This window comes from Actinomadura sp. WMMA1423 (assembly GCF_006547145.1).
In the GTDB taxonomy this organism is placed as follows: domain Bacteria; phylum Actinomycetota; class Actinomycetes; order Streptosporangiales; family Streptosporangiaceae; genus Spirillospora.
In genome coordinates, this window is the sequence record NZ_CP041244.1 from 4,346,025 (window position 1) to 4,359,792 (window position 13,768).

A 13,768-nucleotide genomic window follows, 5' to 3' on the forward strand; every position below is an offset into this window, starting at 1 on the left:
CGCCGTGTGCTGAGGAGGGTCAGCCGTCGGGATCCAGGGTCCGCACCTGCCGTGTCGTCACGGTGAGGCCCGGATTCCGGCGGGCCAGCCGCCAGGCGAACGGCGCCGACGTGTCGTCGAGCACGATGACCCGCTTGACGTGGGCCATGTCGATGTCCCGCAGGACGCGGCGCCGTGCGATGCGGGCCAGCACCAGCGGCCGGACGTGCCGGTAGAACGGCAGGAAGAGCCGCCGGTGGACGGCGCTGGAGACGCGGTTCTGCGCGCGGCCCAGCACGCCGCCCACCCTGCCGAGCCGCTTGAACGGCCACACGACGGCCTTGGGCGCCCTGATCACGACCGTGCGCTCCAGCCACGGCAGCGGATGCCTCGCCTCGGCCGCGTCCAGGCGGTGCAGGCGCGCCCGCTCGTCCAGCTTCCCCCAGCCGCGCGGCTCGGCGGTCACCACGTCGACCTGTGCCCCCTCCTCGTTCAGGAAGTGGGCGGCCAGCCCGGTGACCCTCTTGTAGCCGCGGCTGTGGCTGCGGGGGTCCATGGCCACGATCAGCACTCGCGGGGACGGTCCGCCGTCCATGTCCACCTCTCCTGCGCCGGTCACAGCGCGACGCCGCGCTTGCGAGTGGCCAGCTCGGTCAACCGCCCCAGCAGCGGCTCCAGCGAAACGGTCCGCTCGAAGCGCGCCGCGTAGGCGCAGGCCTCGTCGACCTGCCGCTGGTCGAGGCCCGCCGCGGCCTTGGCCGCGGCGACCATCGCCCCGGCGACCGCCTTCGGGTCGAGCCCGCCGGGGTTGAACCACAGCGGGTAGTCGCCGAGGACCTCCTCCGCCGCCGATCCCGGGGCGTGCACCGACACGATGGGACGCCCCGCCGCCATGTACTCGAAGATCTTCCCGGAGGTGACGTAGCGCGCGCCTCCCGCGAGGAACACCAGGACGTCGGAGTTCCGGTAGACCTCGTGGAGCTCGGTCTTGGACGCCGGCCCGCGGTACTCCACCCCCGGCGGGAGGCCCGGACCCGCCTCCCCGTCCTGGTCGAGCGCGGCGGCGAGCCTCTTGCGGAGCTTGTCGTCGGCGCCCTTGAAGAAACCGAGGTACCCGTGCAGGTCGAGCGCGGCGCCGGTCAGGTCGGGATGCTCGCGGGCACGGGCGAACCCGTCGACCATCGCCTCGATGGGCTGGTTGGCGGTCAGCGTGCCGACGTAGGAGAAGCGGGGGCGGCGCTCCTCCAGGCCGTCGCGGATCTTCACGGGCGGCTCCACGACGACGTCGAGGGTGTCGGAGTCCCAGCCGTTCGGCACGACCATCATCCGGTCGGCCACCCGCGGATAGCGTTCGGCGTGCCAGGACCGCAGCGCCTCGTTGACGAAGGCCACGTTGGACGCCGACTTCAGCACCCGCCGCTCCCAGGAGTACGCCGGGTGCCCTTCCTCGAACGCGGGTTCCTCGTTGAACAGGTCGAGGGTCCAGGCGTCGCGGTTGTCGAGGATGTACGGGGTCCGGGTCAGCCCGTGGAACAACCACGCCGCGGCGAACGAGGCGAACGGGTTCCCCGTCGCGAGCACGACGTCGAACCGCTTCCGGGCGTGCATCCGCAGCGCCCGCCGGACGCTCGCCCACGCCCAGGACGCGTAGTGCTCCGGGAAGACGTGGTCCTTCTTCCACTCGTACACCGAGCGGGCGAGATGCGGGAACGTGCCGCGGAACCTGCTGTAGTCGCCCAGCTCACGCTGCCACGCGAACAGGTTCAGCCCCGGCCGCACCACCGTGACCCGGGGGTCCACCGAATCCAGGAGCCTCTCGTCGAACGAGCCGATGGCGTCGCGCAGGAAGGGCATCGGGGCGGCGAAGACCGTGACGTCCCAGCCGCGTTCGACCAGGAGGTTCGCCGTCGCCCGGGGGCGGTAGACGCCGCTCGCCCTCGACGGCGGGAAGTAGAAGGCCAGGTAGAGCACCCGGGGACGACGTTCGGCCATGGGATCTCACCCTTCGACGTGACCGGCCAGAGGCCGTTCCTGGGTGCTGCTGTAGGCGAGCCGCGTTCCCGAGCTCACGATCACGTCCGAGAGCTCGGACGCGAGGACCATGGACCCGGGGTCGCCGACGATGACGACGTCGACCGACCGGCCGCGCAGCAGGTCGCGGGCGATGACGCGCCGCCGGACGCCGGCCGCGTCCCGCCGGTAGAACCGCGCCAGCCGGCGGTCGACCGGACGGTCGATCCGGCGCACGTAGGCCGAACGCACCCGCTTGCGCAGCCCGCCCAGCGGACCGGGCAGGCACACGCGCAGCAGGAGCAGCGGAAGCCTGTTCAGCAGCAGCCGCACGGCGGCGGGCCGGTATCCGCCTTCGAGCCGCGAGAGCTCGACCGTGTCGGCCCCTTCCGGGATCTGCGGCCCCTTGCGCCATCGGGAGGCCTTGTCCACGAGCACGGTCACCTTGTCGCCGTGCTGGAGGAGGTGTTCGGCCTCGGCGGCGACCGCGCGCCGCCGGGAGCCGCCGAGGGCGAGGAAGAGGACGTTCACGGCGCCTCCGTCCGGTCGTCGCCGGCGCCGGCCGGGAACCAGTGCCGGTAGTGCTCCTCGGCCACCGTGCGGTGGCCGTAGCGCTCGTCCAGGACCCGGCGGGCCTCCGGCAGGTCGAGACCGTCCGGGAACCGCTCGCGCAGCCGGCGGTACCCGGCCACGATCGTCTCGGGGTCGTCGTCCACATCGATCATCTCGCCCGCGGCCTCCTCCACCCCGGCGAGGGTGACCTGCGGACCGCCGCACCGCGTCACCAGCACCGGCAGGCCCGCGGCCAGCGCCTCGATGATCGCCACCCCGAAGGTCTCCCCGCGGGACGGGTGGACGAGCACGTCGTGCTCCCGCATCCGCCGCAGGGCCTCGTCCGGCGGGAGGGCGCCGGTCAGCGTCACGGCGTCTTCGACCCCGAGCTCGACCGCACGGGTCGCCAGCTCCTTCGCGAGCACCCCGTCCCCCACCATCGTCAGCGTCAGCTCACGGTCCTCGGCGTGGCACTTGGCGAACGCCTCCAGCAGCTGCCTGACCCCCTTGTGCTCGATAAGCCCGCCCACGTAGAGCCAGCGGCGCAGCTCGGTCACCGGCCGGGACCGGGGCTCGTCGAAGAAGATCGGGTTCGAGATCATCTCGATCTTGTGGCTGAGGGCCGGGAAGGCCTCGGCGAGCTGCTCCCGGAGGGTCTGCGAGACCACGAAGAAGCCGGTGCAGCGCTCCAGCACCTCTCCGTACATCTCCCGGGAGTCGGGCTCCGCGAGGACCTGCGCGAGGAACGACGCGTGCTCGGTGACGAACACGCGCGCGTCCGGCCTGGCGTTCTCCACCGCGGTCCAGCCGCCTCGGAGCCCCACGTGCGCGTGCACGACCGGCGCCGGGATCGGCTCCCCGCCCAGCGCCTCCCGGAGCCAGGAGGCGTGGCCCAGGGCGAGCTCCGCGAAGGACTTCCGGCCGCTCAACGCGGGAACGCGCAGCAGCCGGGCGCCCGCGACCGTCGGCTCGGGGCGCGCCGCGAGCGGCAGCAGCCTCCGGTGCGCGGCGGCCACGGCGTCCGCGTCCGCCGCCTCCGGATCCACTATCCAGGAGTAGGTGTGGTAGACGGTGACCTCGCCGCAGCCCGGTGCCGTCGCCCTGACCATGCCCTCCACGAACGCGCCCCTGGCCTTGTGCTCCGGGGTCGGGTACCAGGGCGTGACGACGGCCACGTCCCGGTCGTGGGCTCTGTTCGTCATCGGCCGGTCACCCGTGCAGGGACGGCTTCGCGGCGGACGGCAGCAGCTCGGAGTACACGCCGTCCAGGATCTCCGCCTGCGCCGGCCACGTCCACGTGCGGAGCAGGTCGGGGCGCTCGTCGTAGACGTCGCGGTACCGCTTCAGATCCTGCATCACCGCCGTCACGGCGCGCACGAAGTCGTCCTCGTCCTCGGCCCGGAACACCTCGCCGTGCCCGGTCTCGTTGACGACGTCGCTCATCGCCTTGACGTCGCTGACGACGATCGGCAGCCGGGCGTGCGCGTACTCGAAGAACTTCGTGGCCAGCGCGATCTCGTGGTTCGGCAGGTGGTGGAGCGGGTGGATGCCGAAGTCGGCCGCCGCCAGGAACGGGACGACCTGGTCGAACGGCACGAACGGGAGCAGGGTGACCCGGTCCCGGACGCCGAGCTCGGTGGCGCGGGCCATCAGGGCCCTCACGTAGTCGGTCCGCGCCGAGGGGACGATCAGGGCGATGTGCAGCTTGGGCAGCCGCGGCAGCGTGTCGATGATGATGTCCAGGCCGCGCTGCACCGTGGCGCCGCCGCTGTAGACCGCGAGGGGGGTCTCGGCGTCGATGCCGCACATCTCCCGCATGTCGGGCACGGGCTGGTCGGCGCTCACGTCCATGTCGGTGACCGGGGCGTTGAGCACCACGGCGGGCTTGCGCTTCAGCCCGTGCTCCTCGACGAGCCATTCCGCGAGGGGCTCCGAGACGGTCACCACGGCGTCCGCCATCTGGATGTACTCGCGCTCCATCGCGCACATGGCGGGATGCCAGCGCGGCGGGTTGTTCCAGCGGACGCCCGGCAGGAACTCGTGGGCGTCGTACACGAACTTCACCTTCCGGCCCTTGGCGCGTGCCCGCAGCGTCGCGCGCGCGCCGACGGAGAGCATCCGGAAGTCGTTGCCGTGGATGATGTCCGGTTCGAGCTGGTCGATGACCTTCCCGTAGGCGGCCTCCCAGTCCCACATGCCGCGGTCGAGGACTCGCCACGCCCGGTCGCCGAGGAGCTTCAGCCAGACCGCGACCATGAACTTCTCCAGCGGCGACTGCTGGTCGTTGCGGGCGGCGGTCAGCGACTCCGTCTGACGTACGCGCACCCCGACCCAGCGGTACTGGATCTTCGCCGCGACCCGCCGCGCCAGGAGCCAGCCCTTGCGCACCGGCCGGTTCGCCCCGGGCTCCAGCCGGCTGGCGGCGAGCTCGGCCCGCCGGGACTGGACGAGCCTGCGCCGGTACGCCGCGATGTCCGGGTGCCCGTAGGCGAGCGGCCTGCGGACCATGGAGCGCAGCGGGCGGTACTTCGGCTTCTTCAGCACCTCTTCGAGCGTGACGAGCATCACGTTGGCCTCGCCCAGCGTCCAGCGCTTCTTCTTCTGGCCCCGGTGGAAGCCGATGAGGTGCACCTCCCAGCCCGCGGCCGCGGCGGACATGGCCGCCTTCTGCACCCGGGAGTCCCTCTGGACACCGTTGTCGACGAGCATGACGACCCGGCCGCGCGAACCCTCGCGACCGACCTCGTTGTCTGTCTGCATATCCTTCTCCGTTCGGTCGGGCGGGGCATCGGGGCGCCCGGCGGGATCGCCGCTCCGGGCGGCCGGCGTCGGGGCGCTCACCGGGTCGTTCGGGCCCGCGCGTCCGGGGCGCCCATGACGGTGCGGGCGACGCTCGTCCAGCGGGACGGGTCGGTGACGCGGCGGCCGTCCACCAGGGCCTTCACGCCGGGCAGGTCGGACGAGCCGAGTTCGCGGTACTCGGCGTGGTCGGCCTGGACGATCGCGGCGGTGACCGGCTCGCCGCGGTGGGGAGGCAGGCCGAGGGCCTCCAGTTCCGCTTCGGTGTACATCGGGTCGGACACGTACGGGACGGCCCCGCGGGCCTTCAGCGCCTCCACCGTGGGGAAGACCCCGGAGAACGCGGTCTCCTTGACGCCGCCCCGGTACGCCGCGCCCAGCACGAGGACGCCGGCGCCGGTCAGGTCGCCGTAGGCGTCGGCGAGCAGGCCGACGGCGTACTCGGGCATGCCCGTGTTGGCCTCGCGGGCGGCGCGGACGACGGTCGCGTCCGGGTCGTTCCACAGGTACATGCGGGGATAGACCGGGATGCAGTGGCCGCCGACGGCGATGCCCGGCTGGTGGATGTGGCTGTACGGCTGGGTGTTGCAGGCCTCGATGACCTTCGTGACGTCCACGCCCACCGTGTCGGCGTAGCGGGCGAACTGGTTGGCGAGCCCGATGTTGACGTCCCGGTAGGTCGTCTCGGCGAGCTTGGCGAGCTCCGCGGCCTCCGCCGAGCCGAGGTCCCAGACGCCGTTCGGGCGGTCGAGGTCCGGCCGCTCGTCGAAGTCGAGGACCCGCTCGTAGAACTCGACGCCGTGCCGCGCGGACGCCTCGTCGATGCCGCCGACGAGCTTGGGGTAGCGGCGCAGGTCGGCGAACACCCGTCCGGTCAGCACGCGCTCCGGGCTGAACACCAGGTGGAAGTCGGCGCCCGCGGTCAGGCCCGAGCCCTCCGCCAGCATCGGGGCCCAGCGGTCGCGGGTGGTGCCGACGGGCAGCGTCGTCTCGTAGCTGACGAGCGTGCCGGGGCGCAGGCCCTGCGCGATGGAGCGCGTCGCGGCGTCCATCCAGCCGAAGTCCGGGGTGCCCGCCTCGTCCACGAACAGGGGGACGACCACGACGACCGCCTCCGACTCGGCGACCGCCGCCGCCGTCTCGGTCGTCGCCGTGAGCAGCCCGGCCCGCACCGCCTCGCCGAGGTGGACGTCGAGCTCGGCCTCGCCGGGGAACGGCTCGCGCCCCGCGTTGACCTCGGCCACGACGCGCTCGTTCACGTCGGCGCCGATCACGCGGTGCCCCTTGCGGGCGAACTGCACCGCGAGCGGAAGACCGATCTTGCCGAGCGCGACCACGCAGATCCGCATGTGCTACTTACCTCCAAGGGACGTCACGCGCCGGACCCGCTGGGCGACGGCCTGGGCCGGACGTACCGGACGTGTCTCGATCATCGTGCCGTGCCGGTCGTCGCCGGCCACCGACAGCCGGAAGGGCCTGGCCCGGTGCCAGAAGAGCTCGCCGCGCGGGGCGGGCACCATGGACGTCCCCGCCGGCACGGCGACGTCGTGCGTCTCCCCCGCCGCCCGGACGACGAGCCGCAGCGCGTGCCTGGGCTTGCCGGACGCCGCCGTGAGCGCGACCGGGATCCGGGCGGTCACGTGCAGTCCGTCCTCGCGCGCCTCGCGGGTGGTCTGGGAGTCGTCCAGGTCCAGGGTCCTGCCGCCGCCGCGGGGGGCGAGCGCGAGCCGGACGGTCGCGGGGTCGCCGGCCTCGGGGCCGGTGAGCGGGGTCCGGACGGTGATCTCCACCGTGTCGCGGTCGCGCCGCACGGCGACCGTGCGCGCCTCCTGGGCCAGCCGCTTGCGCATCCCCTTGGTGATCTCGAACAGGTCGTCCGGGAGCGCGAGGCGGGGGTCCTCGAAGCCCTGGTAGGCGAGGTAGGCCCGGCCGTCCTTGAGCGCGATCAGGTAGGGGTGCTCCGCGATCCCCGCCCGGATCGCCTCGCACAGCAGGTCGACCTCGCCGCGCTGCGCCAGCCGGAGCCGGACGCGGCGGACGATGGGCAGCGTGTAGAGGACCTCGTCGGTCACGTACCGGTCGACGAGCGCGCCGACGCGGGCGCAGACGTCCTCCCGCGCGGCGCGGTCGAGTTCGAGGAGCCCCTCCCGCGCCGGCATCGTCAGCTCCCAGCGGGTGTGCCGCCTGAGGATCGCGTCGCGCTTCGGGCCGGGCTCGATCAGGTCGGCGACGACGCCGAAGAGGCTCTCCGCGCATTCGAGGCGCGTGTAGACGTCGACGGCGCCCTGCGTGATGTTGCCGCCGTCCTCGCGCAGCACCGCGTAGTAGCAGGTGTAGTCGGCGAGGACGGAGATGCGGCGGGCGCGCACGCACGCCTCGAGGGTGAACGGCTGGTCGCTGCCGATCCGCATGTGCTCGCGGAACCGCAGCTTGTGCCGCTCCACCAGCTCTCGGCGGAACAGCTTGCAGTTCGACAGCACCCAGGGCAGCACCGAGTCGTACAGGTCGATCTCGGGGCGGTTCTCGGCGAACAGCTCCGGCCGCCGGACGGCCCGCCCGTTGACGCCCTCCATCTTCCCGACGAGGACGTCCGACCCCCACTCGTCGGCCGCGGCGACCATGCGCTCCAGCGCCTCGGGGCCCAGGTGGTCGTCGGCGCCGACGAAGTAGACGTAGCGGCCGGTGGCGACGTCCAGCGCGCGGTTGCTGGGGGCCGCCGGGCCGCCCGAGTTCGGCTGGCGCAGCACGGTGACCACGTCGGGGTGCTCCGCCGCGAACCGGTCGAGCTCGGCCCCGCTGCCGTCGGTGGAGCCGTCGTCGACCGCGACGACCTCCATGCGGTCGCGGCCGATGCTCTGCCCGACCAGGGAGTCCAGGCATTCGGTCAGGTAGGGCATGGTGTTGTAGACCGCCACCACCACGGTGACGTCGGGCACCCCGGCGGAGGAGGCGCCGCCGCCCCCCGCTCCGGCACCGCTCGGCTCAGACGGCACCCAGCACCTCCCCGGGCTGGAGCGTGACCGTCTCGCCGAGACGCGCCGACTTCAGGACGGCGGCCGACACCTCGACCGTCCGCAGGCCCTGCCGCAGCGTGACGACGTCGCCCGGGGCCGACCCGCCCGCGCCCGCGGCGAACGCGTCGCGGAAGCGCTCGTGCTCGACCAGCAGCGGCTCGCGTTTCGGGATCGAGTACCGGATCATGTCGCCTTCGGAAACGCCGCGGAACGACCGAAGCGCCTCCCACTCGGTGCGCATCTCGCCGTTGGCGTAGAACGTCAGGTCGGCCGTGAGCGTGTCGGCGACGAAGCAGCCGCGCTCGCCGGTCACGACGGTGGTGCGCTCCTTGAGCGGGCTCAGCCAGTTCACCAGGTGGTTGACCATGGAGCCGTCGGCGAGGCGCCCGACCGCGGCGACCATGTCCTCGTGCGGGCGGCCGCTGCGCGCCACGGTGTGCGCGGAGATGGAGACGTAGTCCTGGCCGGTCACCCAGCCGGTGAGGTCGATGTCGTGGGTGGCGAGGTCCTTGACGACGCCGACGTCGGCGATCCGGTGCGGGAACGGCCCCTGGCGACGTGTGACGACCTGGAACACCTCGCCCAGCTCGCCCGCCTCCAGCCGGGCGCGCATGCTCTGCAGCGCCGGGTTGTAGCGCTCGATGTGGCCGACGGCCGCGACGAGCCCGCGCGACTCGAACGCCGTCACCAGCCGTTCGGCCGCCTCCACCGAGTCGGCGAGCGGCTTCTCGATCAGCGCCCCGACGCCGGCCTCGGCGAGCGCGAGCCCGACCTCCTCGTGCAGCGCGGTCGGGCAGGCCACCACCGCGTAGTCGATGCCGACGGTGAGCAGCTCCTGGAGGGACCCCATCAGCGGCACCCCGTGCGGGGCGCCCTCGGGCCGTCCGGCCGGGTCGACGATCCCGACGAGGTCGACGCCGTCCAGGCCGGACAGGACCCGCGCGTGGTTGCGCCCCATGACGCCGAGCCCGACCAGGCCCGCGCGCAGCGGCGCGCTCACGACGCGGCTCCGGCGGCGTTGACGGCGTCGGCCACGCGCGCCAGCTCGTCGTCGGCGAGGGACGGGTGCACCGGCAGCGACAGCACCTCGGCCGCGGCGCGCTCGGTCTCGGGCAGGTCCCAGCGCGGGTCGGGGGCGCCGTCCTTCCGGAACGGCCTGAGCCGGTGGACGGGCGTCGGGTAGTAGACCGCGCTGCCGACCTTGCGCTCCTCCAGGCGCTGCTGGAAGGCGTCGCGGTCGCCGGGGACGCGGACCGTGTACTGGTGGTAGACGTGCCGCACGCCGGCCGCGACCGACGGGGTCGCGGCGCCGGTGATCTTGGCGTCCAGGAACCGGGCGTTGGCGATGCGCCGCTCGGTCCAGGCGGGCAGCCGCCCCAGCTGCACGCGCCCGATGGCCGCCGCGACGTCGGTGAGCCGCACGTTGGCGCCGACGATCTCGTTGGCGTACCGCTGCTCCATGCCCTGGTTGCGCAGCAGCCGCAGCGTCCGGGCGGTCTCGGCGTCGGCGGTGGTGATCATGCCGCCCTCCAGGGCGTGCATGTTCTTGGTCGGGTAGAAGCTGAAGCAGCCGATCGTGCCCATGGCGCCCGCCGGGACGCCGTTCTGGGCGGCCCCGTGCGCCTGGCAGGCGTCCTCGACGACGGCGAGTCCGTGCCGCTCCGCGAGCGCGCCGACGCGGTCCATCGCCGCGGGGTGCCCGTACAGGTGCACCGGCATGATCGCGGCGGTGCGGGGGCCGACCGCGGCGGCGACGGCGTCCGGGTCGACGCAGAACGAGCCGGGCTCGATGTCGACGAAGACCGGCTCGGCGCCGACGAGGCGCACGACGTTGGCGGTGGCCGCGAACGTGAACGAGGGGACGATCACCTCGTCGCCGGGGCCGACGCCGAGGGCCATCAGGCTGAGGTGGAGGGCGGACGTCCCGGAGTTGACCGCTACGCAGTGGCGCCCCGCGACGAGTTCGGAGAACTCCTCCTCGAAGGCGGCGACCTCGGGACCCTGCACTACGCGCCCACTGCGGAGCACGCGCACCGCAGCCTCGATCTCCGCCTCCCCGATCACGGGACTCGCCGCGGGGACGGGCCTTTCCGATTCCACGGGCATGCACGGGCTCCTTATGGCAGGACGGTGAGCAGCGGCTTCCTCGCGGGGGACAGATCGCGTCCGGACAAGAGGCGCATTCTTAGCGGAAGCCTCGTCTGACGGACGGATTCTAGCCAAGTCAGACCGTGGCGAGGACGTCCATCGATCTTTCCCTCACTCAGGAACCTCCCATGAAGACGCCGGTCCAAAACCGCTGCCGGTCCGGATCGGCTCCGAACAGGTACGTCGCCTTCAGCTTGGGCGGCAGCAGCGGCGCCAGCCGGGCCGCCGCCTCCACGTGCCCGCTGAGCTGCGACAGCTCCGCGTTGGCGAACACGCGGTGCACGATGTCGGTCGCGTCCGAACCCTCGTCCCCGGCGGCGCGCAGCCGCTCCTCCCAGCCGTCCAGGTCCGCCGCCAGCTCGCGCAGACCCGTCACCTGGCTTTGGGCCAGCCGCGCCTCCAGCGCGGTGAGCGGAACGGGCGCGTAGTCGCCGTCGCCCAAATACATCTTGGCGATGTCCAGGGGCAGGCCGGTTCCGTGCAGGCGGATCAGACGCTCAAGCGTGCGCTTGGTCATCCACTGGCGCCCTTCGTCGTCGATGTCGTTCTTCCACCACTCCAAGACGGTTTCGGCCACCCCGCCGTAACGGGTTATGAGCCATTCGTTCGCCGGAATGTCATCCGGCTCGATCTCCAGCGAAACGGTGAACCGGGACGCCTGGGCGATGGTGTTGCGAGACACGAGCAACTTGCGCCCCAAGTAGTAAGGGGGGTTCTGCAAGGCGATCTGGGCGCGGAGACCCTTGATGCGCCGCCCGGCCAGTGACCACTCCTGCGTGACCTCCATGAGGCGTGCGAACGTGGCCTTGTCCTTGGGACGGTTGTACTCGTCCCAGACGATGGCCTTGTCTCCCGGCTCCAGGAACGGCCCGGACAAAAGGTTGTCGAGGGTGCCGTCCAGGGTGGGGACGGGCGCGCACAGGTCCTCCACGTTGGTGACGGGCAGGGAGAAGTAGAGCGGATCGGCGCCGAGTTCGTCCCGTACGACCTCTTTGACCACTTCCGTCTTGCCGCAGCCGGGCGGACCCTGGACGAGCACGGCCCAGCGCCGCTCGACGGCGGTGCGCACGACGCGGCGGACGGCGTCCGGCACGTGCGCGGGGTCGGGGACGTCGGCCCCGGCCCGCCGCAGCTCGGCGGCGATGCGGCCGAGGATCTCGGGTGCCCGGTCGTCGCCCGGCCGTCCACCCTTACCGTCGCCCGAGATGGCGAGCGGCAGGCGCCGGCCGTCGACGAGGGGCAGGCCCCAGGCGAGCGGGAACCCGGCGAGCGCGCAGTCGAGGACGTGCTCCAGCGTGCGCGGCGACAGCAGCCCGCGCAGCTCCGCGGGCAGCGACGCCCACACCCGGAACACGCCGGTGAGGTCGGTGCCGCGGAACCTGCGCGACAGCGCGGCCCGCCACGCGGTGTCGGCGGCGGCGACCCGCACCGTCGCCATCCGGTCGAGGACGGCAGGGTCGGTGCGGAGCGCGGCGGTCTCGGCGAGCGTCTCGTTGTCGGTCAGGAAGACCCCGACGCAGCCGAGCGCGCGCAGGTCGTGCTCGCCGAGCGTCCAGTCGCAGGCGATCTGCATGAGCTGCGACTGGATCGTCGCGCCCGCCTGGAGTGAGTCGTCGATGAGCAGCACGAAGGGTCTGCCCGGCTTGAGCTGCCGCATGATCAGCTGCCGCAGCACCAGTTCCCCGTCCTGGCGGACGGGCGCGTTGACCAGCAGGTCGTCCGGGGTGAGGTTCGCGGCCGGGACGTAGACGAGCGCGGTGTCCTCGCGGCGCCGGACATGGTCGAAGAACGTGGAGGTCTTGCCGATGCCGTGCTCGCCGAAGACCTGCCCGGTGATCCCGAGCTCGATCATCGTGTCGATGAACCGGGCCAGCCGCGGCCCGTCCGGCATGCTCATGCGATCAAGTACAGCGGTCCGGAACGTCTGGATCACCCGATTTAATGGCGCGCATGCGCGACGACGATGTGCGGACCTGCCTGCGCGTCCTGGCGGAGATGGCGGAGGCGCCGGACGGCCACCCCGAGCTGGCGCGGGTGCGGGCGGCCGCCGGCGCGTTCGTGCGCCGGACCCGCGAGCGCGAGCGGGCGGCTGCCCGGCTGCGCCGCGCGGCGGCCGACGCGCAGGTGCTCGCCGCGACCGGTACGGGCGCGGCGGGACGGGTCGAGGGCGCGCCCGCCGAGCCGCCGCGCGAGGCCCTCCCGCCGAGCACGGTGACGGGCGGGCTGCGCGCCTGCTACGTCTGCAAGGCGCACTTCCGGGAGGCGGACGCGTTCTACCACCGGCTCTGCCCGCCGTGCGCGCGGGAGCACCACCGGCACCGGCACGCGCGCGCCGACCTCGCGGGGCGCCGCGCGATCGTCACGGGCGGGCGGGTCAAGGCCGGGTTCGAGCTCGTGCTGAAGCTGCTGCGCGACGGCGCCGCCGTGACCGCCCTGACCCGGTTCCCGGCCGACGCGCGCCGCCGCTTCGCCGAGGTCTCCGACCGGGCCGACTGGCACGACCGGCTCACGGTCGTCGGCATGGACCTGCGAGACCTCCCGTCCCTCGTCCGGTGGTGCGACGCGCTCGTCGAGGCCGGCGAGCCGCTCGACATCCTGGTGAACCTCGCGGCGCAGACGCTGCGGCACCCGCCGGAGTCGTACGCGGAACTGCTGGCGGGCGAGGAGCGGGCCGGCGAGCTGGAGGCGGGCGCGGGGCTCGCGGCGCCGGGCGCGCTGCCCGTGCCGCTCTGGACGGGCGCCGTCGACGCGGCGGGCCTGCTCCCCGACCCCTCCCCCGTCAACTCCTGGACCCGGCTGGTCCACGAGGTCGATCCCGTCGAGCTGCTGGAGGTGCAGCTCATCAACGTGACGGCCCCGTTCGTCCTGCTCGGCCGGCTGCGTCCCCTGCTGGAGCTGTCGCCGCATCCGCGCCGGTACGTCGTGAACGTCTCGGCGGTCGAGGGGCAGTTCGACCGCGTGTACAAGGGCGCCGAGCATCCGCACACGAACATGGCGAAGGCCGCGCTCAACATGCTGACGCGCACGAGCGCGTCCGAGCTGGCCGAGCACGGGGTGCACGTCACCAGCGTCGACCCCGGCTGGTTCACCGACCAGCAGCCCGAGCCCGCGCGGGCGCGCCGCACCGCCGCCGGGTTCCGGCCGCCGCTGGACGTCGTGGACGCCGCCGCCCGGATCTACCACCCGATCGTGCGGGGCGAGCGCGACGGCGACCCGCCGAGCGGCTGCCTGCTGAAGGACTACCGGGCCGTCAACTGGTGACCCGT

General features: G+C 73.1%; 11 protein-coding genes. 1 reads left to right on the forward strand and 10 read right to left on the reverse strand.

Features of this window, described 5'->3' with window-relative positions:
* Window positions 1-19: 19 nt before the first annotated feature.
* From FKD65_RS20045 to FKD65_RS20090, 10 genes are all read right to left on the reverse strand, one after another.
* A complete protein-coding gene (locus tag FKD65_RS20045) occupies window positions 20-574 on the reverse strand; it encodes a hypothetical protein (RefSeq protein ID WP_141578947.1) in 555 nt (184 codons plus the stop codon).
* A 20-nt stretch (window positions 575-594) separates the two neighbouring features.
* The gene (locus FKD65_RS20050) at window positions 595-1,971 is read right to left on the reverse strand and encodes a glycosyltransferase (RefSeq protein ID WP_205718728.1); all 1,377 of its coding nucleotides are present in this window, start codon (window positions 1,969-1,971) and stop codon (window positions 595-597) included.
* A 6-nt stretch (window positions 1,972-1,977) separates the two neighbouring features.
* On the reverse strand, window positions 1,978-2,520 hold the full coding sequence (locus FKD65_RS20055; RefSeq protein ID WP_141578948.1) for a hypothetical protein: 543 nt from the start codon (window positions 2,518-2,520) through the stop codon (window positions 1,978-1,980).
* Window positions 2,517-3,743: a glycosyltransferase gene (locus tag FKD65_RS20060; RefSeq protein WP_205718729.1), complete on the reverse strand. Its 1,227-nt coding sequence runs from the start codon at window positions 3,741-3,743 to the stop codon at window positions 2,517-2,519. The genes FKD65_RS20055 and FKD65_RS20060 overlap by 4 nt, the downstream gene beginning before the upstream one ends.
* Before the next feature lie 7 nt (window positions 3,744-3,750).
* Window positions 3,751-5,301: a glycosyltransferase gene (locus FKD65_RS20065; RefSeq protein ID WP_205718730.1), complete on the reverse strand. Its 1,551-nt coding sequence runs from the start codon at window positions 5,299-5,301 to the stop codon at window positions 3,751-3,753.
* 77 nt (window positions 5,302-5,378) lie between these two features.
* Entirely contained in the window at window positions 5,379-6,689 is a 1,311-nt protein-coding gene (locus FKD65_RS20070) for a nucleotide sugar dehydrogenase (RefSeq protein ID WP_141578949.1), read from the reverse strand.
* Window positions 6,690-6,692: 3 nt separating this feature from the next.
* Window positions 6,693-8,333 (reverse strand): glycosyltransferase family 2 protein, encoded by a 1,641-nt coding sequence (locus FKD65_RS20075; protein ID WP_205718731.1) that lies wholly within the window; start codon window positions 8,331-8,333, stop codon window positions 6,693-6,695.
* On the reverse strand, window positions 8,323-9,354 hold the full coding sequence (locus FKD65_RS20080; protein ID WP_141578950.1) for a Gfo/Idh/MocA family protein: 1,032 nt from the start codon (window positions 9,352-9,354) through the stop codon (window positions 8,323-8,325). The genes FKD65_RS20075 and FKD65_RS20080 overlap by 11 nt, the downstream gene beginning before the upstream one ends.
* Window positions 9,351-10,460 carry a DegT/DnrJ/EryC1/StrS aminotransferase family protein gene (locus tag FKD65_RS20085; protein ID WP_141578951.1) on the reverse strand — a complete coding sequence of 370 codons (1,110 nt, stop codon included), beginning with the start codon at window positions 10,458-10,460 and terminating at the stop codon, window positions 9,351-9,353. The genes FKD65_RS20080 and FKD65_RS20085 overlap by 4 nt, the downstream gene beginning before the upstream one ends.
* 157 nt (window positions 10,461-10,617) lie before the next feature.
* Entirely contained in the window at window positions 10,618-12,399 is a 1,782-nt protein-coding gene (locus FKD65_RS20090; protein ID WP_141578952.1) for an AAA family ATPase, read from the reverse strand.
* Window positions 12,400-12,452: 53 nt separating this feature from the next.
* On the opposite strand from FKD65_RS20090, the gene FKD65_RS20095 reads away from it, so the two are divergent.
* Window positions 12,453-13,763 carry an SDR family NAD(P)-dependent oxidoreductase gene (locus FKD65_RS20095; RefSeq protein WP_240810254.1) on the forward strand — a complete coding sequence of 437 codons (1,311 nt, stop codon included), beginning with the start codon at window positions 12,453-12,455 and terminating at the stop codon, window positions 13,761-13,763.
* The last annotated feature ends 5 nt before the right edge of the window (window positions 13,764-13,768 follow it).

Bases quoted from the DNA above. Each gene is read 5' to 3' on its own strand.
- FKD65_RS20095 (WP_240810254.1), top strand. From the start codon at position 12,453: ATGCGCGACGACGATGTGCGGACCTGCCTGCGCGTCCTGGCGGAGATG.
- FKD65_RS20050 (WP_205718728.1), bottom strand. From the start codon at position 1,971: ATGGCCGAACGTCGTCCCCGGGTGCTCTACCTGGCCTTCTACTTCCCG.
- FKD65_RS20060 (WP_205718729.1), bottom strand. From the start codon at position 3,743: ATGACGAACAGAGCCCACGACCGGGACGTGGCCGTCGTCACGCCCTGG.
- FKD65_RS20085 (WP_141578951.1), bottom strand. From the start codon at position 10,460: ATGCCCGTGGAATCGGAAAGGCCCGTCCCCGCGGCGAGTCCCGTGATC.
- FKD65_RS20090 (WP_141578952.1), bottom strand. From the start codon at position 12,399: ATGAGCATGCCGGACGGGCCGCGGCTGGCCCGGTTCATCGACACGATG.
- FKD65_RS20070 (WP_141578949.1), bottom strand. From the start codon at position 6,689: ATGCGGATCTGCGTGGTCGCGCTCGGCAAGATCGGTCTTCCGCTCGCG.
- FKD65_RS20065 (WP_205718730.1), bottom strand. From the start codon at position 5,301: ATGCAGACAGACAACGAGGTCGGTCGCGAGGGTTCGCGCGGCCGGGTC.
- FKD65_RS20045 (WP_141578947.1), bottom strand. From the start codon at position 574: ATGGACGGCGGACCGTCCCCGCGAGTGCTGATCGTGGCCATGGACCCC.